At 34.1% G+C, this 26,108-nt stretch carries 20 protein-coding genes and 1 pseudogene; 15 read left to right on the top strand and 6 right to left on the bottom strand.

All coding sequences use genetic code 11. From position 1 onward, the window contains the following. The first annotated feature begins 144 nt into the window (after positions 1–144). Genes ACSSV5_RS01010 through ACSSV5_RS01000 form a run of 3 tightly spaced genes read left to right on the top strand, consistent with a single transcriptional unit; the run spans position 145 to position 3,095 of the window. Positions 145–1,215, top strand: coding sequence for a diphosphomevalonate/mevalonate 3,5-bisphosphate decarboxylase family protein (locus ACSSV5_RS01010; RefSeq protein WP_454244416.1), 1,071 nt, complete (start codon positions 145–147; stop codon positions 1,213–1,215). Positions 1,216–1,226: 11 nt separating this feature from the next. Next, a complete protein-coding gene (locus ACSSV5_RS01005; RefSeq protein WP_454244415.1) occupies positions 1,227–2,165 on the top strand; it encodes a mevalonate kinase family protein in 939 nt (312 codons plus the stop codon). An 18-nt stretch (positions 2,166–2,183) separates the two neighbouring features. Then, the gene (locus tag ACSSV5_RS01000; RefSeq protein ID WP_454244414.1) at positions 2,184–3,095 is read left to right on the top strand and encodes a geranylgeranylglycerol-phosphate geranylgeranyltransferase; all 912 of its coding nucleotides are present in this window, start codon (positions 2,184–2,186) and stop codon (positions 3,093–3,095) included. A gap of 40 nt (positions 3,096–3,135) precedes the next feature. On the opposite strand, the gene ACSSV5_RS00995 is transcribed toward ACSSV5_RS01000, so the two are convergent. Then, the gene (locus tag ACSSV5_RS00995) at positions 3,136–3,777 is read right to left on the bottom strand and encodes a 4'-phosphopantetheinyl transferase family protein (protein WP_454244413.1); all 642 of its coding nucleotides are present in this window, start codon (positions 3,775–3,777) and stop codon (positions 3,136–3,138) included. Positions 3,778–3,830: 53 nt separating this feature from the next. On the opposite strand from ACSSV5_RS00995, the gene ahcY reads away from it, so the two are divergent. From ahcY to ACSSV5_RS00970, 5 genes are all read left to right on the top strand, one after another. Then, positions 3,831–5,147, top strand: a complete 1,317-nt coding sequence (gene ahcY / locus ACSSV5_RS00990; RefSeq protein ID WP_454244412.1) for an adenosylhomocysteinase — start codon at positions 3,831–3,833, stop codon at positions 5,145–5,147. Between the two features lie 239 nt (positions 5,148–5,386). Next, a complete protein-coding gene (locus tag ACSSV5_RS00985) occupies positions 5,387–5,842 on the top strand; it encodes a helix-turn-helix domain-containing protein (protein ID WP_211065189.1) in 456 nt (151 codons plus the stop codon). Further along, positions 5,832–6,395 (top strand): PIN domain-containing protein, encoded by a 564-nt coding sequence (locus ACSSV5_RS00980; protein WP_454244411.1) that lies wholly within the window; start codon positions 5,832–5,834, stop codon positions 6,393–6,395. The genes ACSSV5_RS00985 and ACSSV5_RS00980 overlap by 11 nt, the downstream gene beginning before the upstream one ends. Before the next feature lie 932 nt (positions 6,396–7,327). Further along, positions 7,328–8,032, top strand: coding sequence for a hypothetical protein (locus ACSSV5_RS00975; RefSeq protein ID WP_211065186.1), 705 nt, complete (start codon positions 7,328–7,330; stop codon positions 8,030–8,032). Positions 8,033–8,250: 218 nt separating this feature from the next. Then, entirely contained in the window at positions 8,251–8,322 is a 72-nt protein-coding gene (locus ACSSV5_RS00970) for a hypothetical protein (protein WP_371815988.1), read from the top strand. 184 nt (positions 8,323–8,506) lie between these two features. On the opposite strand, the gene ACSSV5_RS00965 is transcribed toward ACSSV5_RS00970, so the two are convergent. Further along, entirely contained in the window at positions 8,507–9,070 is a 564-nt protein-coding gene (locus ACSSV5_RS00965; protein ID WP_211065185.1) for a helix-turn-helix domain-containing protein, read from the bottom strand. 145 nt (positions 9,071–9,215) lie between these two features. Here ACSSV5_RS00965 and recQ point away from each other — a divergent pair, with 145 nt between their 5' ends. Then, entirely contained in the window at positions 9,216–11,336 is a 2,121-nt protein-coding gene (gene recQ / locus ACSSV5_RS00960; RefSeq protein ID WP_454244410.1) for a DNA helicase RecQ, read from the top strand. A gap of 6 nt (positions 11,337–11,342) precedes the next feature. Here recQ and ACSSV5_RS00955 read toward each other — a convergent pair whose 3' ends face one another. Beyond that, positions 11,343–12,410: an endonuclease/exonuclease/phosphatase family protein gene (locus ACSSV5_RS00955; protein ID WP_454244409.1), complete on the bottom strand. Its 1,068-nt coding sequence runs from the start codon at positions 12,408–12,410 to the stop codon at positions 11,343–11,345. A 131-nt stretch (positions 12,411–12,541) separates the two neighbouring features. Between ACSSV5_RS00955 and ACSSV5_RS00950 the strand changes: the two genes are divergently transcribed. The 5 genes and pseudogenes from ACSSV5_RS00950 to ACSSV5_RS00930 all read left to right on the top strand — a co-directional run bounded on the left by ACSSV5_RS00950 (position 12,542) and on the right by ACSSV5_RS00930 (position 21,187). Next, the gene (locus tag ACSSV5_RS00950) at positions 12,542–15,394 is read left to right on the top strand and encodes a TonB-dependent receptor (RefSeq protein WP_454244408.1); all 2,853 of its coding nucleotides are present in this window, start codon (positions 12,542–12,544) and stop codon (positions 15,392–15,394) included. 34 nt (positions 15,395–15,428) lie between these two features. Further along, positions 15,429–17,618, top strand: a complete 2,190-nt coding sequence (locus ACSSV5_RS00945) for a DUF5689 domain-containing protein (protein WP_454244407.1) — start codon at positions 15,429–15,431, stop codon at positions 17,616–17,618. A 93-nt stretch (positions 17,619–17,711) separates the two neighbouring features. Further along, positions 17,712–18,575, top strand: a complete 864-nt coding sequence (locus tag ACSSV5_RS00940) for an aldo/keto reductase (RefSeq protein ID WP_454244406.1) — start codon at positions 17,712–17,714, stop codon at positions 18,573–18,575. 132 nt (positions 18,576–18,707) lie between these two features. Continuing rightward, entirely contained in the window at positions 18,708–19,142 is a 435-nt protein-coding gene (locus tag ACSSV5_RS00935) for a hypothetical protein (RefSeq protein ID WP_454244405.1), read from the top strand. Positions 19,143–19,516: 374 nt separating this feature from the next. Continuing rightward, a pseudogene (locus ACSSV5_RS00930) lies at positions 19,517–21,187 on the top strand (formate--tetrahydrofolate ligase). Positions 21,188–21,192: 5 nt separating this feature from the next. On the opposite strand, the gene ACSSV5_RS00925 reads toward ACSSV5_RS00930, so the two are convergent. Together ACSSV5_RS00925 and ACSSV5_RS00920 are read right to left on the bottom strand one after the other, a co-directional pair. After that, the gene (locus tag ACSSV5_RS00925; protein WP_454244404.1) at positions 21,193–22,779 is read right to left on the bottom strand and encodes a 4Fe-4S binding protein; all 1,587 of its coding nucleotides are present in this window, start codon (positions 22,777–22,779) and stop codon (positions 21,193–21,195) included. A 64-nt stretch (positions 22,780–22,843) separates the two neighbouring features. Beyond that, positions 22,844–24,148 (bottom strand): NAD(P)/FAD-dependent oxidoreductase, encoded by a 1,305-nt coding sequence (locus ACSSV5_RS00920; RefSeq protein ID WP_454244403.1) that lies wholly within the window; start codon positions 24,146–24,148, stop codon positions 22,844–22,846. Between the two features lie 149 nt (positions 24,149–24,297). Between ACSSV5_RS00920 and ACSSV5_RS00915 the strand changes: the two genes are divergently transcribed. Further along, complete coding sequence (locus ACSSV5_RS00915; RefSeq protein ID WP_454244402.1) at positions 24,298–25,323, top strand: glycoside hydrolase family 113; 1,026 nt, start codon at positions 24,298–24,300, stop codon at positions 25,321–25,323. A gap of 62 nt (positions 25,324–25,385) precedes the next feature. Here the strand turns inward: ACSSV5_RS00915 and ACSSV5_RS00910 are convergent, their stop codons facing one another. After that, positions 25,386–26,105 carry a T9SS type A sorting domain-containing protein gene (locus ACSSV5_RS00910; protein WP_211065177.1) on the bottom strand — a complete coding sequence of 240 codons (720 nt, stop codon included), beginning with the start codon at positions 26,103–26,105 and terminating at the stop codon, positions 25,386–25,388. Between the last annotated feature and the right edge of the window lie 3 nt (positions 26,106–26,108).

The following is a 26,108-nucleotide window of genomic DNA, read 5'->3' as shown; positions in this document are numbered from 1 at the left end:
TGTAAATAATATAGAGTGATTTTAAGCTTACTTTTGTTATCGTTTTGCTTTTTTCTAATTTTAAAATACTTAAAAAAATTTAAAACTCAAACCATCCACTTTAATTTTTACAAATAATTACTTTTGCAGTTATAATTTAAGAAAGTGTTTAAACCTAAAGAAATTACAAAAGTTATTGACAACATTAGCATAGGCTATTCTGCACCAAGCAATATTGCTTTAATTAAATATTGGGGAAAATATCCAATACAAATTCCAGCTAATCCATCTATCAGTTTTACGCTTCAAAATTGTAAAACAGAAACATTTATAGAGGCTAAAAAAAAAACAAAGCCTACAAATACTTTCGATATAGAAGTTTTGGTTGATGGCAAAATACGGGAAGACTTTAAACCTAAAATTTTAAAGTTTTTTGAACGTGTTGAGCCTTATTTTTCATTTCTTAAAACCTACTTTTTTAAAATAAAAACTCATAATACATTCCCGCACAGTAGCGGTATTGCTTCTTCTGCAAGTGGTTTTGCAGCTTTGGCTTCGTGTTTGGTTAGGCTTGAACAATTGCTTTCTGAAAATGAAACCGAAAATTTAGATGTTCAAAAAACATCTTTTGTTGCTAGGTTAGGTTCAGGAAGTGCTACAAGAAGTCTTTCAGGGCCAATGATGTTGTGGGGCAAGCATAAAAACATTGAAAACAGTCAAGATGAATTTGCCATTCCACATACTGATATTGCAGATGTTTTTAAGACCTATCAAGATGTTATACTTTTGGTAGATAAGGGTCAAAAGCAAGTCAGCAGTAGTATAGGTCATGAGCTAATGCAAAACCATCCTTTTGCAAAATCACGCTTTGAGCAAGCCTATAAAAACATGTCCGCTTTGATAGAAATTCTAAACAATGGTGATTTAGATAAATTTATTAGCATTACAGAAAATGAAGCTTTATCTTTACATGCTATGATGATGAGCAGCCAACCTTATTATATTTTAATAAAACCCAAGACTTTAAACATCATTGAACAGGTTTGGGAGTTTAGAAAATCCACCAAAATTCCGTTGAGCTTTACACTTGATGCGGGTGCTAACGTGCATCTGCTATTTCCTAAATCACACAAAGAGAGAGTTTTAGAATTTATTAATACAAGTTTAATTGGCTATTGTCAAAATGAACAGTATATTTGCGATAATATCGGTCAAGGTGTAATACCTTTATCATAAACCAATATATTATGAAAGGTCCTTTATTTTATTCAAAAATTTTATTATTTGGTGAATATGGAATCATTAAAGACTCTAGAGGCTTATCCATTCCATACAATTTTTACAAAGGTGCTTTAAAAATCGATGATTTAGATTCTGATCTTAAAACAAAATCTAACCGAGAATTATCATCTTATGTCAATCATTTAGAAAGTATTCATCATAAAAAAGATACGCCTGTAAAATTTGATTTAGAAAGTTTGAAAGACGATATCGGACAAGGCATGTATTTTGACAGTAGTATTCCACAGGGTTATGGCGTTGGGAGTAGTGGTGCTTTAGTCGCAGCTATTTATGATAAATACGCTTTAGAAAAAATAACCATTTTAGAAAACCTTAACCAAACTAAACTTCAAAAACTCAAAAAGATTTTTGCTGAAATGGAAGCCTTTTTTCATGGTAAATCTTCTGGCTTAGATCCTTTAAATAGTTACTTGAGTTTACCTATTCTTATCAAATCTAAAAATAATATTGAACCTGCTGGCATTCCATCTCAAACCAAAGTTGGCAAAGGTGCCGTATTTCTACTTGATACGGGCAAAGTAGGTCAAACTGCACCGATGGTTAATATTTTTATGGAAAACATGAAGCAAGAAGGCTTCAGGAAAATGTTGAAAGATAAATTTATAAAGCACACTGATGCTTCTGTAGATAGTTTTCTGAAAGGCGATATCAATGCATTGTTTTCTAACGTAAAATCACTTTCAAAAATTGTTTTAGAAAATTTTAAACCTATGATCCCTAAACATTTTCATAGCTTATGGGAAAAAGGCATAGAGACCAATGCTTACTATCTCAAACTTTGCGGTTCTGGTGGCGGTGGCTATATGCTTGGTTTCACTGAAGATATTGAAAAAGCTAAAAAAACTTTAAAAGATTATAAAGTTGAGGTAGTTTACAACTTTTAATACACACAATCATATGGTATGAGCAGTTCAAATAAGTCCATAGTTTATAAACTTGTAGGCTTGTTTGTTAATGTTAGAGGTTATAATATCTTAGTCATTGTCTTGGCACAATATTTAGCTTCAATATTTATTATTTCTCCAGACTATCTCTCTTTAAGAGATGTTTTATTTGACTTAAACTTATTTTTAATTGTGTTTTGTACAAGTTTAGTCATAGCTTCAGGTTACATCATAAATAGCTTTTATGACTCAGAAAAAGATATTATAAACAAACCTTTAAAAACCTATATAGACAATACCGTTAGCCCACAAACTAAGCTTTCGGTTTATTTTATTTTAAATTTTTTAAGCGTTATTCTGGCCAGTTATGTCTCTTTTAGGGCAGTAATTTTTTTTTCAGCTTATATTTTTGGGATTTGGATATATTCTCACAAACTAAAAAAAATTACTTTTTTAGGAAATATCATTGCAGCTCTGTTAGCTATAACCCCTTTTTTTGCGGTTTTTGTGTATTTTAAAAATTTTGAGAAAGTGATTTTTTTTCATGCTATATTTTTGTTTTTACTCATTTTAATCAGAGAAATAGTAAAAGATTTAGAAAACTTAAGTGGCGATTTTGCTCTGGATTACAAAACTTTACCCGTAAAATATGGAGAAAAAACTACAAAAATAATATTGAGTATTCTCATTGGTTTAGCCCTGATAAGTAATCTATTGCTCATAAAATACTTTGATTTGGGCTATATGGACTACTATTTTTATGTCAGTTTAATCGGTTTTGTAATTTTATTTCTATTAATTTGGAACTCTAACCAAAAACTTCAATTTACCCTTATCCACAATTTGCTTAAACTGGTCATAGTTGTTGGTGTTTTTAGCATTTTACTTATTGATGTGGATTTGGTTTTAAAGAAAATTATTAATTTTTAAAACCCTGTGTTTTAGTTAACTGATAGGTTGGTCATAACAATTAAATGTTTTTTGTCTTAGGCTCAATAGCATAAACGCATATAAAATCTTCAATTTCAAAAAAATTTAAGTGGTAATGTTTTTTTAAACCGTGATATGTCACTTCAGCATCAGTTGTTGACGTTTTAAAATCAAAATCGACTACATAAATATCGTGCAGAAACAACAATCCTTGCTTTCCAAACAATTTATACAAAGCTTCTTTTGCACCCCAAACTATGGTTAGTTTTTTTATTAAATCTCGCTGACCTAATGAACGGTATTCTTCTATTGGTGTGAATTTTGGAGCTATACGTTTTATTTTTTCGCGTTGCTTTTCTATATCAACGCCAACTTTCCTATCACTCACGATGACCGTCGTAAATTGGTATGAATGAGAAATTGAAATATGTTTGCCATCTTTGAGATGAGGTTTGCCATTGTCGTCATAGTCCAGATCAAAATCAGTATATCCAAAATTTTTGAGCAAATGCCTGATGCTAATAAATGCCCGTCTGTGTATATCAGATTTCATGGCATCAAAACGCTGCTGACAATAGGCTGAAAGTTCAATACCTTTTGAGAGTTCTTCTAAAGTTTCTTCAACTTTCCAGATTTGAAGTTTTGAAGTTTCATCTATTGTTATTGTTTTGTAAACGGGCATAGTTTTATAAAGATTATGTTTAATTTTGCCAAAATTTTAAACAAATATACAAGATGAGTTCAAAAACAACGAATTACATTCCTTATAAAGTAAAAGATATTTCACTGGCCGAATGGGGTCGCCGAGAAATTGAATTAGCCGAAGCAGAAATGCCAGGCTTAATGTCACTAAGAGAAGAGTACGGTGCTAAAAAACCTTTGAAAGGTGCAAGAATTGCTGGTTGTCTTCATATGACCATTCAAACGGCAGTATTGATTGAAACATTAGTGGAACTCGGTGCTGAAGTCACTTGGAGCTCTTGTAATATTTTCTCTACACAAGATCACGCTGCAGCAGCCATTGCCGATGCTGGAATAGCAGTTTATGCCTGGAAAGGTATGACCGAAGAAGAATTTAACTGGTGTATCGAACAAACTTTATTTTTTGGCGAAGAGCGCCAACCGTTAAATCTAATTTTAGACGATGGTGGCGATTTAACCAATATGGTTTTAGATCAATTTCCCGAACTAGCCGAAGGCATCAAAGGTCTTTCTGAAGAAACTACCACAGGCGTTCACCGTTTGTACGAACGTATGAAAAATGGCACTTTACCAATGCCGGCCATCAACGTCAATGATAGTGTAACAAAATCTAAATTTGACAATAAATACGGTTGTCGTGAATCTGCAGTTGATGCTATTCGTCGTGCAACTGACCTTATGTTGGCTGGAAAACAAGTTGTGGTTTGTGGTTATGGCGATGTTGGTAAAGGCACAGCAGCCTCTTTTAAAGGTGCAGGTTCTATTGTAACCATTACAGAAATTGATCCGATTTGTGCTTTACAAGCCGCTATGGATGGCTTTGAAGTCAAGCGTTTAGAAAACGTATTGCACAAAGCTGACATTGTGATTACCACAACAGGAAACAAAGATATTGTGCGTGGCGAACATTTTAAAGCCATGAAAGACAAAACTATCGTCTGCAACATTGGGCATTTTGATAACGAAATTGATGTGGCTTGGTTAAAACAAAATAGCGATGGTCCTAAGGTAGAAATCAAACCACAGGTTGATAAATATACTATTGATGGCAAAGACATTATTCTATTGGCTGAAGGTCGATTAGTCAATTTAGGTTGTGCTACAGGTCATCCAAGTTTTGTGATGAGTAACTCGTTTACCAATCAAACTTTGGCTCAAATAGAGTTATGGGAGAACGAAGATAAATACAAAAATGAAGTCTATATGCTTCCCAAACATCTCGACGAAAAAGTTGCAGAATTGCACTTAAGTCGTGTTGGTGCAGAGCTTACAAAACTCAAAAAAGACCAAGCCGATTATATTGGCGTTGATGTTGATGGACCATTTAAGCCTGAGTATTATAGGTATTAAAAGTTTATAAAACAACAAGTAAGAAAAATCAAATTTAAACCTCACAGGTCTTCGAGACCTGTGAGGTTTTTTAGTGTTACATTATTATTTTGGTTTAAAAGTCTATTATTTATTTTTGAAGCATGTAACTAATCAGTTTTGAATTCATTAGTGCATTCGTGGTAAATTTAAAATAAATTCCTATTTTGTTTTGCTTGTTTCGTTTATTTCGTTTATTTTTGATTTAAATCAAATCCGAAATGGAACTGTTTAAGACTATAAATAAACCAAGCAAAGACGAACAAAAAATTGCTTTCTCTTCTTATGATACTTTAATTTCTGTTATTAATAAAATTAAAACAGAACATCCTATCATTGAAATAGAAGAGACTGAAGAAAAAATTAAGTTACCCTTAAATGCTTTAAAATTATTAGGGAACATTTTGAAGACTATGAGCGAAGGTAAAGCATTCTCTTTAGTGCCTTCAGCCACAGAAGTCTCTACACAAAAAGCAGCGGAAGTTTTGGGTTGTTCAAGACCCCATTTAGTGAAACTATTAGAGAAAGGAGAACTCAACTATACAAAAGTCGGCAAACATCGTAGGCTAAAATTTGAAGATGTAATGGACTATAAGATACAAATGAAAGCAAACCAAAAACAACACATCATCGATATTATGCAGTCTGATGAAGAATCAGAATTGTATGATTCATAGTGTGAAATTTATTGCCGTATTAGACACAAATGTTGTTTATCCCTTAGAAGTGAGAGATTTGCTTTTTTGGTTCGCTTATTATGATTTGTTCACACCCAAATGGAGTAAACACATTTTTGACGAATGGAAAAGTGTTATGTTTAGAAAAAATATTTCAGAGAAAGAGGCTAATAAAAGAATTAGAAAAGCAAATTTAGCTTTTCCGTATGCATTTGTTAAAAACTATTCAGGCTTGATAAATGCCTTATCACTTCCTGACAAAGATGATTGCCATGTTTTAGCTGCTGCCATTAAAACTAATGCAAATGTAATTGTTACAAATAACCTAAAGCACTTTCCGAATTCATATTTAGCATCCTTTGGTTTAAAGGCTAAATCTGCAGACGATTTTTGCACAGATTTAATCGATCTTAATATAAAACAATCTGTCGAGGCTTTTAGAGAAATGGTCTTTAACAAAAAGAACCCTAATCTTGATGAATATGAAGTATTAGACATATTGAGAAAAAGAAATCTAAAAAATACTGCCGATTTTTTACATTCTCAGTTGTAAATCATTTCAATTTACTTCACCAGCTTTATCAACTTAGGATAATTTAAGTTCGTTTTGCCTTTATTTGTTTTGACTGCAAAAATTACTGGTAAAGCCATATTTAGTACATAAAGACCTATAAAAATAAAAAAGAAATATTCATAATCAGTAGTGTCCGATAAACATTTTTTAAAAGCGGGATTTCCTATATAGGATTTTCCACTTATTTTTATCTTAGTTTTTCCACAAAACTTACATGTGAACAAAAGTAAAAATTTTAGCGGTCAACCCATTATCAAAAAGGTTTTAAGTCTTATTTTACCCAACGATGTTTATCGAACAACAATGATTAACTTATATTTAACAAAACAAAAAAATACAAGTTGTAATTTTGGTTATGTTCAACTTTAAAATTTAATTATCATGAAAAATTTTTCAAAAATTATTGTAGTATTATTTTTTGGAGTATAGACATCCAATCATGCTGTTAGCGAGCTGAATTCAGTTGCAGAAAGTACAGACGGCTATGTGGTAAACGACTGTTCGTTTGGAGAAAAACTATTAGCCACAGACATGCTATATTTTATTGACATCGAATTAAATGGGTCAGTAACTATTAGTGATTGCACTATGACTTATGATATTACAGTTAGTTATAGCATTTTTGATAATAAGGTCACTAGAGTACGTGGAAATTTAACTTTCAGTGGTTCTTGCTCGGGCTCGGTTGATTTTGATATAGAATTGAGGTCTAATAGTGATGATACAATTAATGAATTGCCGGTCATCTATGATGTGGATGTTAATAATAAACGTGATTTTGAACAGTTTCTTGTTAAAGAAATCAATCAAGCTATAATCAATAATTGAAGATAGTATTGCTATTTTAAAAGCCACTCTACGTTTAGAATGGCTCTGTTTTTCTTAAGTTAGATAATTTTAAGATGAATATTATGAAAACTAAAAAATTAAATTTTAATAGTGGTTTAGTAATTGTGTTTTTATTACTTAATCAACTTTCTTTATTTCCCCAAGATTCTTCTCTACAAAATTCCAAGCATGATTCAAAAAAGTTTGTGCCTTCATTCTTTTCATACAAGACAATTATTACAAATGATTTGGGAACAGATATTTCTTTAGAAGAAAAAATCGCTAAATCTGCATTTGATAATATTCAAAGAGATTTTATAGCAAACTCTAATGTTCTTCTCTTAGATGGTTATACTTTTCCCAATCTCAATCCCGGTATATCGGTGAATATTGAGGATCAAAATTTCGTGATCTCTTATCGACAAGGAAATTTCAAGAAAGATGTGTCATCTGATGAATGTTACGAATTTGAACCTGTCAACTTCAAAAAAATGCAAAAACCCGATATGTTCAAGCTCAAACCTACAGAAAGTGCATACGTTCACGAGGATGGTAATTTTATTGTAGTTATCGATAGCACTTTGGATTGGAAAATTCAACCTGCTCTCTTTGCAAAACAAATGTTCCCTTATGGTGTATCGAAAGTTTACGATAAAAATGAAAAAAAATTAACAAAGCTCATTCATGTTGAAAACGCAACATCCGAACAAATCTCTAAATTGGAATCAAATGATTTTAATTCTACCAATTGTACTAAAATTACTAAAATTAAACCATCTTTTTTGTAATGTAAGATAAAATTGTGGCTAAATTAAGTATATTGGAATTTTGTTCATGTGACTTTAAGAAAATGCGATCCAACATTTCTCACTTATTTATAGATATTTTCATTTTCTATGCACTTAATAGTTCGGGGGCTCAAGTTTTTAGTTTAGTCAAATCTGTTTGTTAGTTTGCACTAAATACGGTTCAATACCTTACTTAAGAACTTTTTTTAACGAACATATTGTCCCAATTAGCCGATTATATTGGCGTTGATGTTGATGGACCATTTAAGCCTGAGTATTATAGGTATTAAAAGTTTATAAAACAACAAGTAAGAAAAATCAAATTTAAACCTCACAGGTCTTCGAGACCTGTGAGGTTTTTTAGTGTTACATTATTATTTTGGTTTAAAAGTCTATTATTTATTTTTGAAGCATGTAACTAATCAGTTTTGAATTCATTAGTGCATTCGTGGCAATTACTTATTATAAATCAATCTACTTCACAAACTTTATCAATTTAGGATAATATATTTGGGTTTGCCCTTTATTGGCTTTGACTGCAAAAATTATAGGTAAAACTATGTTCAAAACATAAAGCCCTGCAAATACGTAAAAGAAATACTCATAATTTCCGTAATGCAAAATTTTGAATAGAGCAAATGTTATGATTGATAAAAAAGAAACAACAGTCCAAACCATCTGAAAGTTTAATAGATTGGCTCCTATAGTGTGAAGTCCGATAATTTTATCTTTTTTATTCATCCACAGTATGAGAGGAAGAATAATATTCCCCATAGGAATAACAAGAAAACTCAAAACAGACAAATGAAAAACGACTAAGAAATTATGATTGGTTTGTTTCCCATAATCTAAAATATCTTCAATATTGACCTCCAGAACATTACAGATTAATTGCAGGGTTTTACCGCGTGGTTCGCTCTCGGCATTTTCTATGCGTTGAATGGTTCTTAAATTAACTTTTGCTCGGTCGGCAGGTTCTTCTTGTGAAAGTCCTTTTTGGTTACGAATGCTTTTGATTTTTTGTCCTATATTTTTCATAAATTGTAGGATGTTTTTATTTATCCAAAATTAGCATTTATTTGCTCATAACTCTTACAGTTTTAAACCGACAAGTTAGCGACATTTTTGCCTTAGCTTTGGAAATTGCACAATAGATTTGCAAAAAAAATTTTATTTTTACAAAATGCAAACAAGAACAACATCTTTAAATTTACTCAAAAAATATTTCGGTTATGATAGTTTTCGCCCCAATCAAGAAGCTATTATTCAAGATTTAATAGAGCGTAAAGATGTTCTTGCTATTATGCCAACAGGTGGTGGTAAATCTTTGTGTTTTCAATTGCCAGCTTTGATGCTTGATGGCACTGCAATTGTGGTTTCGCCACTTATCGCCTTGATGAAAGACCAAGTAGATGCCTTGCGAGCCAACGGAATTTCTGCAAATTACTACAACAGCTCGCAGCCTATTGAGGTTCAAAATCAGGTGTTAAATGATTTACATCAACAAAAAATCAAACTATTATATGTCGCACCCGAAAGTTTAAAACTATTAATACCACATCTCAAGGAAACCCAAATTAGCCTTTTCGCCATAGACGAAGCCCATTGCATTTCGGCTTGGGGTCACGATTTTAGACCAGCTTATCAAGAATTAAGTCAGCTAAAAGAGAAATATCCAAACATTCCAATTGCTGCTTTTACGGCTACTGCCGATACGGCAACACAAGATGATATTTTAAATCAGCTGAACATCACAACAGCCCAAAAACACTTAGCATCTTTTGATAGAGCAAACCTGTATTTAGAAGTCAGACCAGGCACCAAACGTTTACCACAAATTTTAGAGTTTTTAAAAAACAAACCTGATGAAAGTGGTATTATTTATTGTTTAAGCCGAAAAGGCACAGAAAGTTTAGCTGATAATTTGGTCAATTACGGTTATGATGCACAAGCCTATCACGCAGGTTTAGACTCTGATGAACGCAGTCAAATTCAGGATGATTTTGTCAACGACCGCACACCGATTATCGTGGCTACCATCGCCTTTGGAATGGGCATTGATAAAAGCAATGTGCGTTGGGTGATTCACTACAATATGCCCAAAAATATAGAAAGTTATTACCAAGAAATTGGTCGAAGTGGTCGCGATGGTTTGCCAGCTCATACGTTGCTTTTTTACAGTTATTCCGACGTTGTAAAACTCAGAAAATTTGTTGATGAGTCTGCAAATCAAGAAGTTCAGTTGGCAAAACTTGAACGCATGCAGCAATTTGCTGAGGCTTTGAATTGTCGGCGAATTACATTATTGAATTATTTTGGCGAGCATACCTCTGAAGATTGTGGAAATTGTGATAATTGCAAAACGCCACCCCAATTTTTTGACGGCACTATTTTAGCTCAAAAAGTTTGTTCAGCAGTATATCGACTCAAACAAAAAGAGCCCATAACTATGTTAATTGATGTGTTGCGAGGCTCAAGAAATGCTCAGGTTTATGACAAAGCTTATCAAAACATCAAAACTTATGGCGTAGCCAGAGATGTGCCTTGGTTAGACCTTCAACAATACATCATCCAAATGATAAATCAAGGAATTCTTGAAATTCGCTTTCACGAAAAAGGACGATTGCTATTGACACCTCTGGCTAAAAAAATACTGTTTGAAGGCCAAAAAGTGAAACTGGCAAGATTACAAACTCAACCCAAACCACAAGAAGTTACCGATTTACCTCAACAACATTCATCAGGTTTATTTGATGAATTGCGACAGTTGCGAAAACAAATTGCCCAAGAAGAGCAAGTGCCAGCTTATGTGGTGTTTAGCGATGCCAGTCTAAAAGATATGGAAAAGCAATTACCTCAAGACGGAAAAGATTTTTTACAAGTCAGTGGTGTTGGTGAAGCTAAAAACAAAAAATACGGACAACGGTTTTTAGCAGTAATCAAAAAATACCAAAAGCAAAAAAAATCAAAATCTAAACAGACTAAAGGTTTGAATTCAACTCATATCGAAACTTTTAATTTACTTGAAAAGGAACATTCTGTAAAAGACATTGCTAAAAAAAGAGAGCTCAAAGAAGAAACCATTTACAACCATTTGACCCGTTTGCACCAAGCAGAAAAACCGATTGACCTGTGGCAATATATCGACAAAACAGAAGTTGAAAGCATTTTGAAAGCCAAAACAGAATTAAACTTAGAAGAAGAAGCACTCAAACCCTATTACGAGTATTTTGAAGAAAAAATGCCGTATTGGAAAATTAAGATGGGCTTGTATTTGGGTGAAATTGAAAGCGAAATAAATTAATGCTTATTACTTATCTTCCTCAATCTCTCTAATCAAATACACAAATACTGGAAAGTGGTCACTGTAGCCTCCAGTAAACCCACCAGCAAAACTTCTATAAGGATAACCTTTCCATCGACCTTTAGGAGTTTGCAAAAATGTTGGTGCAAAAACACCAGATTTATAATATCTAAATTCAGAATAATCTTCACTATTGAGCAAAGGCTCGCTAAAGAAAATTTGATCAAAAATATCCCAACTGCCACGATAGGCGATTGTGCCACCACCTTTTTTACGAATTTCTTCATAAGGATTATAAAATTCTTTAAGGCCAACTTCTTCTTTGTTAAATTTAGCACCGATAACTTCAGCAATACTTTTGTTATATGGTCCATCATTAAAATCACCCATGACCATAATTTTAGCGTAAGGATCTATAGCTTGTAAAGAGTCAATGGCTTTTTTAGTAACTTTGGCAGCAGTAAGTCTTCCTGGCTCAGAACGCTTTTGCCCGCCACTTCTAGATGGCCAGTGGTTGACAATAAAATGAAAATCTTCTCCTCTTAATTTTCCAGATACAACAAGCACATCGCGGGTATAGTTACGCTTACTTTTATCTATTCCATAAAATATTTTGACTTCATGAGCCACAGAATTTGTAGGAATAAACTGTGATTTTTGGTAGAGTAAACCTGTATCGATACTTCTTTCATCAGGCGAATCATAATGAATCACACCATAATTAAATGGACGTAATCGCGGATGATTGACCAAGTCGAGAAGCACATCATCATTTTCAACCTCACAAACCCCAATTATAGCTGGTGGCACTCCAGCAAAATCCGTTCCAATTTTAGAAATAACTTTTGCCATATTGGCAATTTTCTTTTTATAAACATCAGGTCGAGCCGTCGAATCCATTTCCATAATTGGTGAACGCTCATCTAGTTTATTTGGATCATCTTCTATGTCAAATAAGTTTTCTTGATTATAAAATGCCACAGTTAATATCCTGTATTTTTTATCTTGAGATCTTGCACTAAAGGCTATGAGCAATGCTAATGTAAGCAGTCTTAAATCTAAAATTGTTTTCATGTAATATTATTTAATTGTAAATTTTTTAATTTTTATGGTTCAAAAATAGGGAATAAATAAATATTAAATACATTTGCAGTCAAAACATAATAATTTCTTAAAGAGGTTAGACTCATATAATTTTTCAACCAATGAATAAATCAATTTTTCTCTCTTTATTTCTACTTTTTTCTAGTTTAGTTTTTAGCCAGCAAACAAGTGTAACTGGTATTATTGTTCAAGACGTTGATGAGCAACCTATTCCTGATGTAGAATTAAGCATAGAAGGGACATTACTGAGTGTCAAAACCAACAACAAAGGTGTTTTTAACTTACAAGGTTCAGAATTACCACTTGGCGAACAAATGCTGTTAGTCGATAAAGAAGGCTATGTGTCTAAACGATATCCTATCATTATTAACGAAGGCGAAACTTTAGACTTAGGCACTTTATACATAAAAGTAGATATTAGTGAAGAGTCAGAGCAAACAGGCATAATCAGTTTATCAGACAACGAATTGGCTAGCGATGACAATGTTTTATTCAATGTCTCTGGTTTACTCCAATCTACACGTGATGTGTTTTTAAGAGCAGCGGCCTATGATTTTAGTGCGACATTTTTTAATCCACGTGGTTATGACAACGCCCGTGGTAAAGTCCTGATTAATGGAATGGAGATGAATAAATTTTCAACCGGAAGACCACAATGGACGCAATGGGGTGGCTTAAATGATATCCAAAGAAATCGAACACTAAGTATGAATACTCATGCTAATGAATTTCAATTTGGTGATCTTGCTGGAACAACCAATATTGATATGAGAGCTTCTGGTCAACGCAAAGGCGGACGTGTGTCTTTTGCGTCTTCAAACCGTTCTTATCAAGGCAGAGTTATGGGAAGCTATAACTCTGGCATATTGTCTAACGGCTGGTCTTACTCCGTATTAATGTCTAGACGTTTTGGCGAGGAAGGTTTTCAAGATGCTACGCTTTACGATGCCAATTCATTTTCTGCTTCGGTAGAAAAACAAATCAATGACAAACACAGTTTAAACTTTACTGGCTTTTATACTCCAAATCGAAGAGGTTTATCTAATGCTATAACCCAAGAAGTTGAAGACCTGAAAGGTCGTCGATACAACCCAGAATGGGGTTACCAAAATGGAGATAAACGAAATGTAAGAATCAGAACCATCGAACAACCAGTATTTATGTTAAACCACTATTGGGATATCAATGAAAATATTTCCTTAAACACCAATGTTGGCTACCAATTTGGAACTCTGGGAACAACCCGTATTGATAATGGTGGAACCCGAAGAATTCAAGGACCAAATGGTGAAGATACCTACATCGGTGGTGCCAGAAATCCTTCACCAGTATATTGGCAAAAGCTACCGAGTTACTTTTTGCAAGACCCAAATCCTACAACAACAGACCTCGCAAACGCATATACAGCTCAACAAGCTTTCTTAGAAGATGGTCAATTTGACTGGAATGCCGTTTACGAAGCCAACTTAAACAACGCCATTACTGGTGGCAACTCCACCTACATCTTAAAAGAAGATTTGGTTGACGATGATTTGATACAGTTTAACTCTGTATTGAACGCTAAACTTAATGATAGAATAACTTTAAACGCCAGTGTTGATTACCGTTCATTAAACAGTGAAAACTATGCAGAAGTTGCGGATTTACTCGGTGGGCAACAATTTTTAGATATAGATTTCTTTGCTGATGAAAGCACACAAGCTATTGGTTCTGCTGTTGATATTGCTCAATCCGACTTAAGAAACCCAAACCGATTAGTGGTTGAAGGCGACCGTTATAAATATAATTATGAAATAGACGTTGAAGAATACAACGCCTTTGCACAAGCTCAATTTCAATATGATTGGGTGGATTTTTACGTAGCTGGTAAATTTGGACAAACCACTTATCAACGAACTGGTTTATATGAAAACGGATATTATCCTGGTGAACAATCCTTTGGTGAAGGTGAAGAACTTAGTTTTGATAACCTCGCAGCTAAAATTGGTGGTGTTTTTAAAGTTAAAGGCGGTCATTATTTAGATGTTAATGCAGCTTACATTCAAAAAGCACCAACGATAAGAAACTCTTATAGCAACCCGAGACAAAATAATATGGTTGTTGAAGACCTTAAAGAAGTAATTTCTACCTCGGCAGATTTGAGTTACATCTACCGCTCGCCTATAATTCAAGCAAGATTAACAGGTTATTATACCAAAATAGAAGATGAAACCAATGTCGGTTTTTACTTTACCGAAGACCTTACAGGCTTTAATTCAGACAACGCCAGTGCTTTTGTACAAGAAGTGATGACAGGTATAGATCGCCAACACATTGGTGCTGAATTAGGAATTGAAGCTCAAGTCACACCAACCATAAAGCTTAAAGCTGCTGGTGCTTGGGGTCAACATACCTATGATAGCAACCCTAATTTATACTTAACAAGCCAAGATTTTGGCACTCAAAAAATCAGATTCGGAAGTGGTAAAACTGCTTTGAAAGACCTTAAAGTATCAGGTGGACCACAACAAGCCTATCAACTTGGTTTTGAATATCGCGATCCTGATTTTTGGAACATCGGGATTACCTCTAACTACTTTTCTAATGCTTATGTGAGTCCAAGTGGTTTAGTGCGTTCAGATAACTTTAGATTAGATTTAGACGGACAAGAGTTTGCTAACTTTGATCCAGAAATTGCAAGACAAACTTTAAAGCAAGAAGAGTTTGATGACTATTTCTTATTTAACGCTATTGGAGAAAAATCTTGGAAAGTTGGCGATTACTACGTTGGATTTTTTGCTGTGATTAATAATATTTTTGGAGAAGACTACAAAACTGGAGGATTTGAACAATCTCGAAGAGCTAACTTCCAAAATCGCACAGAAGATTTGAGCCGTGAAAACCCGCTATTTGGCAACCGCTACTTTTTTGGTCGTGGCACGACCTATTATTTAAATTTTTATCTTAGATTTTAAAGCTTTATATTCAGAACAAATTAATAATACAACAATGAAGACAATTTCTTTTAAACTTACATTTTTATTAATCTTAGCACTTGGCTTAATGACAACCTCATGTGTTGAAGATGATGATTTTGCTATACCAGATGTGACTGTAACAGATCCTGAAATAGACGGAGAAGTAGTTACTATAAGCTCTATGCTTGGACTTATACAGCAAAACCAAGGCGAAATCAAAACTATTGAAGAAAACATTTATGTAGAGGGTTACGTTATCTCATCTGATGAAGGCGGTAACTTTTTTGAAGAACTCATCATTCAAGATAAACCTGAAAACCCCACTGCTGGGATAAGAGTTTCTGTTAACGTTAATCCTTTATTTACCAAATACAATTTTGGACGCAAAATTTTTATAAAAATGCAGGGGCTTAGCGTTGGTATTTCAAACGGTGTTGGCGTTATAGGAACAGTTGATGGCAATGAGCTTGGTCAAATCCAAGAGGCTCAAGCCGAAGATGTTCTTCTCAGAAGCTCTGAAACGGCTGAAATTGTGCCTTTACCTAAAAGTATAAACGAATTGAAGTCTAGTAATCTTAACACTTTTATTAGATTAAATGAAGTTCAATTTTCTGCAACAGCCTTAGGAAAGACTTTTGCTGCTGAACCTGCAGATGAATTTGATGGTGAAAGAATTCTCGAGGATTGTCAAGATGGCGGCACTATAATTTTTAATACCAGTACATTTGCCGATTTTAAAGCCTTAACAATTCCCGAAGGTTCAGGAAGCATTGATGGTGTATTTTCACTTAACTTCTTTGGCGATACTAATATATTTGCTATCAATGAACCTGCCAATATCAACTTTACAGACACAAGATGTAATATAGAAGAGCCTCTTGAGCCTAACATTACTCTAGCAGAGGTTAAAGATTTGTTTGGGGGAAATCTTATTGAATTTTCTCCTAATCAAAATTTAGTGACCGAAGGCTATGTTGTATCTAGCGATGTCAGTGGTAACTTCTTTAAAAATCTTTATATACAAGATAAACCTGAAAATCCTACAGCAGCTATTCAAATTTTAGCTGATGAAGATAATTTATTTCAAACCTATTCCCCTGGACGAAAAGTGCTTATTAAATTAGATCGATTAGCACTTGGTCAGGCATTTGGTGGTGTAGTCTCTCTTGGTTTTATAGATGGCAACGAAGTAGACAGAATACCAGAAGGACAAATCGGTAATTTTGTTTTTGCTACAGATGAGTCAGTCGATATTGTTCCTACGCCAGCTCAAATTAATCCAGGTGGCATTAGCATAGACGAATTAGACGACAATGGTAACCCCATAGATGACGATGGCGATGGCACTCCAAATCAAATACAGGCTCCTCAAGGCATTCTCATTAATCTTGACGGTGTTCAACTCCCACTTGATGAAGTTGGAAGTGCTTATGCTTTCTTTTCAGGCACTTCTTCTGCCAACCGAAGCATTGAAAGTTGTGATACAGGAGCTGTAACGATTATGAGAAATAGTGGTTTTTCGGATTTTGCTAACGACCCATTTCCAACTGGTCAAGGTTCTATCACCGCTGTGCTTAGTGCATTTAATGGAACAGAACAACTGTTAATTAGAACGACTAATGATGTGGATTTAACAGGTGAACGTTGTGATCCTCTTATTTTTGAATGTGGAACACTACAAAATCCAGCCGCTAATAGTTTTGAAAATGTAGATTTTGAAGGCGAACCGACTAATCAACCCGTTAATATTCCTGGTTGGACAAATATTATAGAAGCTGGTACACAAACTTGGGAAACCTACACAGATAATGGAACAAATGCTTCGTTAGGGGTTTCTGCAAGAGTTGGGTCATTCCAATCTGGTGATGCAAGTTCAGTGGCCTGGTTAATAAGCCCAAATATTCCAATCAGCAGCAACCAAACTGTTTCTTTAGAGTTTCAAACCTCAAATAGTTTTTCTGATGGCAGTACACTTCAAATTTTGTTTTCAACAGATTGGGATGGTACAGAAGCTGGCATAAGTGACGCAGAATGGGGTGTGCTCGCTGATGCGAATGTTGTCAGTGATAGTGAATTTTTTGGGAATTGGGTGAGCTCTGGTGTTGTTGATTTATCCTGTATTGGACAAGATGGCTATGTGGCCTTTAAATATTCTGGTAGCGGTAGCTCAAATCAAGACGGCACTTATGAACTTGATGAAATCGAAATTAACGTAGAATAAATAACCTCAATAGTATTATAATTATCAATCAAAACCTGTCAGTTTTCTCAAACTTGGCAGGTTTTTTTATGTATATTTTTGTATTTTTAAATGATGGAACAACAATTTTCAAGAATTATTCAAGGCTGTATGACTTGGGGTGTTTGGGGTAAAAACTTCAATACCTCTGAGATGGCAAAGCGTATTTCAGAAAATGTTGACCTAGGGGTCACTTCATTTGATCATGCTGATATTTATGGTAACTATACGACGGAAGAAGCTTTTGGTCATGCATTATCACAAAGCCAGGTCCAGCGTGAACAAATTCAGCTTATTTCTAAATGTGGAATTCAACTTGTGAATGAAAATCGACAGTCTTTTGTAAAACACTATAACTATCAAACCAATTATATTATTAGACAAGCTGAACAGTCACTAAAAAATTTAAAAACCGATTATCTCGATTTGTTTTTACTACATCGCCCGAGTCCCTTAATGCAAAATGATGAAATTTTAGAAGCAGTGTCTCAACTCCAAAAACAGGGTAAAATTAAAGCTTTTGGAGTGTCTAATTTTACACCACAGCAAATTGACTATGTAAGTCAAAATTTAAAAGTCTCAGCAAATCAAATTGAATGTTCGTTAACTCATACAAAGCCTATTGATGATGAGGCTTTGCTTTATCATCAACAAAACAACATCACAACAATGGCATGGTCACCTTTGGGTGAGAGTTTAAAACTCGGTGAGAATTCTGTATTAAAGCAAAATCTCAATAAGCTTTCAAAACAATATAATTGCTCAATTTCTCAATTGGTTTTGGCTTGGCTACTCCATCATCCCGCTCAGATTTATCCCGTTATTGGCACTACCGACTCACAAAGGGTTAAAACAGCTATTAAAAGTCTCAATATAAAATTAAAGCATCAAGATTGGTTTGTGCTCTATGAAGCAGCAAGAGGTTACGAAGTCGCTTAAAACTTGAAATCATTTTTTTTTAAATTACGATAGCATAAAAAGAAGTTTCAGCATAGAATTTGGAAGCCTTATGGGTTTATGGTTTTTAACAAATACACCTTTTTATAATATTTGTAAAAAATTAGAAAAAACATGAAAACTTTAAAATCAACATTCCATCTCTTATCTATAGTATCAATTTTACTTTGGTCATGTCAATCTGAAGCCCAACGCCCAAACTTAAAAGATGCCTCTGCTGAAGATATTGCCAAAATGCAAACTGGATATCAAAGCAAACAACTAGATTTAACTGATGAGCAAACTCAAGAGCTCCAATCCATCAATCTAAAATATGCTAAAGAATTGGTGACATTTCGAGAAAAAGATAAATCTGAACGTTCATTTGAAGAGTTGAGATCTTTGAATCAAAACCAAAATCAAGAGGTTAAAGCTATTTTGTCTGATGAGCAATTTAAGCGGTATTTAAAGTTAAAACGAAAAACCCGTGAACGCCTCAGAGAAAGACGACAAAAACAAATGAAAAAAGGTCAAAATAATCAACAAAGAGAATTTAATAAACAACACTAATCATTCACCTCACTTTAAATTCAAGTAGGATTTAAACTAATATTTATGCAGATTTGAGAATTCTGACGGCTAAAGACCGACTTTTTATATAACTTGAAGCTGTCTCAAAACCTTAAAGGCTAGTTATTATAAATTCATTTCAGAATCCTAACCGTTTAGTTTTTCTTTTTGTTATAGAATCTGAAACGCGTTCAGATTATCAAATTAAAAGTTTTGCGGCAGCTTCTTTTAACTGAATTATAATCTGTGGTTTTAATTTAAAAAGTTTCATATTCTAAACCTTGACTTGACGAATCATAATATTAAAACTAAACTGATAAAAGTCACTGTATAGATTTAAAATTTGTTTTAGTTTTAAATCAAATTTTTAAGCTATGACAGACTTAGATATTGCGAATGCCGCTCAACTCCATCATATTAATAGTGTTGCCGAAAAACTTCATATTAAACCCGAAGACCTTGAGCATTACGGCAAATACAAAGCCAAGCTTCCGCTAAGTTTGATCGACGATAAAAAAGCACTAAAAAGTAAATTGATTTTGGTCAGTGCCATTTCACCAACACCGGCAGGTGAAGGCAAAACCACCATTTCAATTGGCTTAAACGAAGGATTTAGAAAACTCAACAAATCAAGTATTGTGGTTTTACGAGAACCTTCATTAGGACCAGTCTTTGGGCTAAAAGGTGGGGCGACAGGTGGTGGAAAATCGCAAGTATTACCTATGGAAGATATCAATCTGCATTTTACAGGCGATTTTTCTGCTATTGAAAAGGCAAACAACTTGCTCGCTGCGATGATTGACAATAATATACAAAGTAAAACCAATAACCTCAATATCGATGCACGAACCGTTAAATGGAAACGGGTTTTAGATGTCAATGACAGAGCTTTACGTCAAATCATAGTGGGCTTAGGCGGAACAACCATGAGTGTTCCTCGTGAGACAGGTTTTGATATCACTGCAGCTTCAGAAATTATGGCAATTTTATGCTTAAGCAACAATTTATCTGATTTAAAGGAAAGACTAGGTCAAATATTTATTGGGTTTACCCATGACAAAACACCAATCTATGCAAAAGATTTAAAAGCTAACGGCGCCATGGCTGCCTTACTTAAGGACGCTATAAAACCAAATTTAGTGCAAACCATTGAAGGCAATCCCGCTATTATTCACGGTGGTCCTTTTGCCAATATTGCTCAAGGCACCAATTCGGTTATTGCCACTAAAATGGGGATGAGCCTTGCCGATTATACCATCACTGAAGCCGGTTTTGGATTTGATTTGGGTGGAGAAAAGTTTTTAAATATCAAGTGCCAAAGCGCTGGCTTAAAACCCGAAGTCGTTGTGTTAACTGCTACGATAAGAGCCCTAAAATACCACGGCGGCAAAAGTCTAAAAGAACTTAATTCACTTGATGCTGAAGCCGTAAAAAAAGGATTGCCAAACTTAGAAAAGCATATTGAAAACATTCAAAAATTCAACATCACACCTATCATTACCATCAATCAATTTACAGCAGATACTCCAGAAGAAATTCAAGCCGTTAAAGATTTTGGAAAACAATGTGGTGTAAAAGTTGCTCTTGCTAATGTTTGGGCTGAAGGTGGAAATGGTGCTTTGGAATTGGCAAAAGAAGTAATTGAAACATTAAAAACAACATCTAAAAATGATTTTTTAGCTTTGTATAAATGGGAATAACCTATTGAAGAGAAAATAGATACTATTGCTAAAAATATTTACGGGGCTTCAAATATTGAATATACTGCTAAGGCTAAATCTGATTTGAAACGCATTCAAAAGCTTGGCTTAAATCATCTTCCTATTTGTATGGCAAAAACGCAGAAATCTCTTTCTGATGATGATTCGCTTCGTGGTAAACCTGAAAATTTTACCCTTTCAATCAGAGAAATTGAAATCGCTTCTGGTGCTGGTTTTATTATTCCTATCGCAGGAAATATGATGCGTATGCCAGGACTGCCAGCTTATCCTGCTGCTGAAAAAATAGACATTGATGCTGATGGAAATATAAAAGGCCTATTTTAAATTTACTAGTTTTTTGACCCATTTACATATTCCATCAGATCTACATCATTACCCAACAAAACATCTTTCGGATTGATGCGGTCTTTGAGGCTGTCATTCTCTAAATTCAACACACCACGAGGACAAACTGCAGAACATATGCCACAACCTACGCAAGAGGAACGCACAATATTTTCGCCTTTTTGAGCGTAAGCTCTTACGTCTATGCCCATTTCACAATAGGTAGAACAGTTTCCACAGGAGATGCATTGTCCGCCGTTGGTTGTAATTCTAAATTTTGAAAACAAGCGTTGCTGAAAGCCTAATATTGCTGCCATAGGACAACCAAATCTACACCAGACCCGATTACCAAAAATAGGGTAAAACCCTGTGCCAATCACACCAGAGAAAATACTGCCAATTAAGAAACCATAAGTGCTTCGCAACTTATAACTATCAAATAAAAACAATTGCACATCTTGAAATGCATGTAATCCCAAAAGTGCTAAAATAACCACCATATAGGCTACAGCACCAATTTTAGCATCTTTTTTAAACTGTTCACGTTTAAAAATCATCACACCAGCAAAAATAAGTGTGAGCAAAATTCCAACTGTCCATAAAAACGTGTCACCATGTAACCAATATTGATCGGTTTTGAGATAAGAATACACCACTGCAGTCGTCATAAGCGTGACGAAAACCAAAACACTGTGGATAACCCAACGCTCTACACGCCAGGCAAAAAGCGATTTGTCGCTTAACTGTCGGAAACTATCGCCTGAGGTTTCTGCTAAACCACCACAGCCACAAACCCAGGAACAATACCAACGTTTGCCATAAAAATAAGTCAATATTGGCGTTATAATAAATATAGAAGCTAAACCAAAAATCAACAAGGCAATGCCAATATCACCAGAACTTATCATGGCATCAATTCTATATTGATCAAAATTGTAATAATTTAAAGGCCATATATTTTTTAAATCGTAATAAGGTAAGTTTAATTTATCGCCATTTAAACGTGCCATAAATTCCGGAATCAAAAAGGCAAAAGAGGTTTGAAAAAACATCACAGAAATGGTTCTGATTTGCTGATATTTGCTGTGTCTATATTTCCAAATAAATTTGATCCCAAAGGCTAAAATCACTAAAGTATAAAGTGTGCCATACACAAACCACTGGCTGGCCGGATTGTCGCTTAAAGCTTTGCTTAAAGGATCAAATAAAGCAATGACACCAGTGTTATCGCCATCTTTTACTAAGCCTAAAAATTCAGGATAAAAATAAAGTAAAATATAAAAACCCGTTAAACCAATACCTGTGAGATAAGCCCAAAGTCCGCGTGATGAAATGGACTTGAAAAATACGCCATCATTTTTAATACCTGGTTCTGTTCCTGCATAAGAAGCTTTGGCATACCAAATAATTCCACCAGCAATCATAATTAGTGACACCGTCAACCAAAGTGCTTGTGGTTGTAATTGCACATTAAAAGCTGAAATACCCAAAATTAATAGACCAACCATACCAATAACAGCCGCTATTTTTTGCTGTGCATTTAAACTATCTGCTGCACGTCCAGTCATAGACATATTTTGTGATGTACTCATATTTTTATGTTTTTTTGACCTCACAGGTCTTTGAGACCTTTGAGGTCTGAATTTAGGTTCTATATCAAACTTCTACAAATTGCTTTCTATAAGTTTCATATATGTCTTTTTCATACCGTTTAAAAAATTCAGGATCAAAATTAGCCTCTTTTAAATGCTCAACCACATCATCGATATCGCGTTCTTCAGTCAACCATTTATCAAAAACTTCGTGACGCATCCGTATGCCGAAAGTATTGATTCCTAAAAACTTGCGTGTATCTTTATGATAAGATAAAGTCACGCAAATCTTCTTTTCAGGATGTCTCCAATGAAAGTGCTTTTCGTATTCTTCACAATGGCGTTTTGGGAAAACCCATCCGTAGGTTTGGTATTCAATATCAAGAAATTTTGCAGAATTAAACCAATGTCCAGGCTTATAGGCGGTTCGTCTTCCGCAAATCGTTTGAGCGACGACTTCGCCCATCATTCTTCCTGTATACCAAACTGCTTCTACAGGTGGTCGTTTCCCCGTAGGCTCTTGTTGTTCCGCACAATCGCCGATGGCATAAACATCTTCAATATTGGTTTCTAAATATTTATTCACTTTTACACCTTTTCCCGTTTCAATACCACTGTCTTTTAAAAAGCCAATATTTGGTGAAACTCCAGCGGTCAAACCGACGTAATCACATTCAATTTCTTCACCAGTTTCTTTAATGATAACGGATTTGGCTTTGCCGTTTTCATCGGCCTTAATACGCTCTAAGTTGACACCAAGTCTTAAATCAATATGATGTTCTAAAATGTGTTCGTTGATCATTTGCGACTCGCCATCGGGCAAAACGCCATTCCAAAAGCTTTTTTCGCGGACTAACATCGTAACTGGTATATCTCTTGAACGTAGCATCTCAGCCAACTCGATACCTATTAAACCACCGCCAACAATTACGCCTCTTTTGCACTGTTCAGGATTTGACGCATATTCTTCTATGGTTTCTAAATCTTGTTTAGAATACATTCCGCTAACCCCATCAAGGTCTTGACCTGGCCATCCGAATTTGTTAGGTTTGGAACCACAGGCAATGATAAGCTTGTCATATTTCAATTGAGATTGATCTTCAAAAAGCAATTGTTTGTTATCTGTATCCACCGTTTTTACATAACCTTGTTTTAGTTCAATACGGTTTTTATCCCAAAACCAATCTTCGTAAGGTTTGATGTGTTGCCATTTCATATGACCCATATAGACATACATTAATGCCGTTCGAGAAAAGAAGTGTTTAGCTTCGGCAGAAATCAATGTGATTTTATAATCCGTTTGTTTTCTAATATGTCTAGCCGCAGTAACACCAGCTATACCATTCCCAATTATTGCGATATGTTTCATAAATTGCTCTTTGCAAAATTAAAGTCGTGTATAAAGCTTTGACCTTAATTATTTTTGAATATTTTAACCCTATAAATCTAATCAAATAACCATAATTGTTTTATTTTCATCACTTTAATTTTTCTATTTAAATCCATTTAAAATAAAATATGCACAAAGCTTTTTTAGGTTTTAGCCTAACAGTCTTGATTTTTCTCTTGTTTAGTAATTGTCAACCACAGACCCAAAAAATATCAAAAATTAACGGATTGAGTTTTGTTGCTTCGAGAGATACAATTCAGCAAAAACACATTAATCCTATTTTAGATATTCACGCGAATTGGGTGTCAATTATGCCATTTGCATTTATGAGAAAAGCAGATTCAACACAACTCTTTTACAATAATGAAAGACAATGGTATGGCGAACGTGTTACAGGTGTGAAACAATACATTAAACTGATGCACAGCAATGGTATTAAAGTGATGCTTAAGCCACAAATATGGATTGGTGGTGGCGATTTTACAGGTTATATTTCAATGAAAACAGAAAGCGATTGGAAAACCTTTGAGCAAAATTATTTGGATATGCTTATGTTATATGCCAAAGTTGCTGAGGAAACCAACGTAGAAATGTTTTGTATTGGTACTGAATTAAACAACTTTGTTTCTGAACGACCTCAATTTTGGACCTCATTAATTAAATCTGTAAAAAAAGTTTATTCTGGCGAGTTGACTTATGCTGAAAATTGGGATAAAATTGAAAATGTGCCTTTTTGGTCTGAATTAGATTATATAGGTGTGGATGCGTATTTTCCTATTTCCAAAGAAAAAACTCCGAGTTTAGATTCAGTAAAAATGGCTTGGCAACCCATTTCGCAAAACCTGAAAACTTTAAGTGAAAAACACGATAAACCAATTTTATTTACAGAATATGGTTATCGTAGTATAGACTTCGCGGGTAAAGAGCCTTGGCATTCAATCAGAATAGATGGTCAAACCAATGAAGTAACACAAGATGTTTTATTAAAAGGTTTAATGGAAAGTGTTTGGGATCAACCTTGGTTTGCGGGTGGTTTTCTTTGGAAATGGTTTCACAATCACGATCAAGCTTCAGAAAGACACGCTAATCGCTTTAGTATTCGACATAAACAAGCTGAAAAAAGTATTAAAAAATATTATGCTAAATTTGAATAAAAATCACATCCATTGGGGAAATACAATCAGTTATAGTTCCCATTTTTTAGTGTGGAAACATTTTATTTTTTGATTAATTTTTTCTGAACCTCGCCATGTGAAGTATAAATTTTTAAAATATAAATCCCTTGTCTTAATTTGCTTACATCAAATTGGTAATTTTCTAAACTGTCTTGTTTTAAAACAATTCTTCCGCTTAAATCATAAATAAGAAGCTCTTGAATATTTGTTTGATTACTTTCAATAAACAGTTTATCTACAACAGGATTAGGGTAAACTTTTACCTTTTGTCTTAAAAACTCCTCTTGACTTAACACATTATCATAAAACGTTGCAACACTACCTTCACTGTTAGTGATATCAAGATAAATTGTGTTGTTTTGGGTTGTAAATGTGTAATAAAAGGGGTTGTAAATTACATCATTTAATTGATCCTCAAACAAAAAGTAATCAACTAAAAATCCTGATGCTGAAGAACTCTCACCTAAGGTTAAAGTTATACTTGAAATCACAAAACTTTGGTTATTAGAAAAAATTAAATTATCGCCTAAAACACTACCATAAACACCAAATTGAAAATAATAAGGAACACCATCATTTTGATTATGAAAGACAATATGATTAAATGTGCCAGTATTTGGGTCTGGATTTGAATCAGGTATAAAAGAATTTGTATCTGTAATTATAGATTCTAAACGCCAATTATATTGAAACAGCTGGGGATCTTGAGCATAAGAACAGCAAACTACCAAAAGTGATATAAAATTTATTAACGTTTTCATGGT

The sequence above is a fragment of the Psychroflexus sp. MBR-150 genome (genome assembly GCF_053628795.1).
Note: the sequence above shows the minus strand (reverse complement) of the source record. Positions and strands in the feature narration are given on the sequence as shown.

Coding starts and splice junctions, on each gene's coding strand:
- ACSSV5_RS00920 (WP_454244403.1), bottom strand. CDS start 24,148: ATGAAACATATCGCAATAATTGGGAATGGTATAGCTGGTGTTACTGCG.
- ACSSV5_RS01000 (WP_454244414.1), top strand. CDS start 2,184: ATGAGCAGTTCAAATAAGTCCATAGTTTATAAACTTGTAGGCTTGTTT.
- ACSSV5_RS00945 (WP_454244407.1), top strand. CDS start 15,429: ATGAAGACAATTTCTTTTAAACTTACATTTTTATTAATCTTAGCACTT.
- ACSSV5_RS00955 (WP_454244409.1), bottom strand. CDS start 12,410: ATGAAAACAATTTTAGATTTAAGACTGCTTACATTAGCATTGCTCATA.
- ACSSV5_RS00925 (WP_454244404.1), bottom strand. CDS start 22,779: ATGAGTACATCACAAAATATGTCTATGACTGGACGTGCAGCAGATAGT.
- ACSSV5_RS00965 (WP_211065185.1), bottom strand. CDS start 9,070: ATGAAAAATATAGGACAAAAAATCAAAAGCATTCGTAACCAAAAAGGA.
- ahcY (WP_454244412.1), top strand. CDS start 3,831: ATGAGTTCAAAAACAACGAATTACATTCCTTATAAAGTAAAAGATATT.
- ACSSV5_RS01005 (WP_454244415.1), top strand. CDS start 1,227: ATGAAAGGTCCTTTATTTTATTCAAAAATTTTATTATTTGGTGAATAT.
- ACSSV5_RS00985 (WP_211065189.1), top strand. CDS start 5,387: ATGGAACTGTTTAAGACTATAAATAAACCAAGCAAAGACGAACAAAAA.
- ACSSV5_RS00940 (WP_454244406.1), top strand. CDS start 17,712: ATGGAACAACAATTTTCAAGAATTATTCAAGGCTGTATGACTTGGGGT.
- ACSSV5_RS00915 (WP_454244402.1), top strand. CDS start 24,298: ATGCACAAAGCTTTTTTAGGTTTTAGCCTAACAGTCTTGATTTTTCTC.
- ACSSV5_RS00975 (WP_211065186.1), top strand. CDS start 7,328: ATGAAAACTAAAAAATTAAATTTTAATAGTGGTTTAGTAATTGTGTTT.
- ACSSV5_RS00910 (WP_211065177.1), bottom strand. CDS start 26,105: ATGAAAACGTTAATAAATTTTATATCACTTTTGGTAGTTTGCTGTTCT.
- ACSSV5_RS00995 (WP_454244413.1), bottom strand. CDS start 3,777: ATGCCCGTTTACAAAACAATAACAATAGATGAAACTTCAAAACTTCAA.
- ACSSV5_RS00935 (WP_454244405.1), top strand. CDS start 18,708: ATGAAAACTTTAAAATCAACATTCCATCTCTTATCTATAGTATCAATT.
- recQ (WP_454244410.1), top strand. CDS start 9,216: ATGCAAACAAGAACAACATCTTTAAATTTACTCAAAAAATATTTCGGT.
- ACSSV5_RS00950 (WP_454244408.1), top strand. CDS start 12,542: ATGAATAAATCAATTTTTCTCTCTTTATTTCTACTTTTTTCTAGTTTA.
- ACSSV5_RS00980 (WP_454244411.1), top strand. CDS start 5,832: ATGATTCATAGTGTGAAATTTATTGCCGTATTAGACACAAATGTTGTT.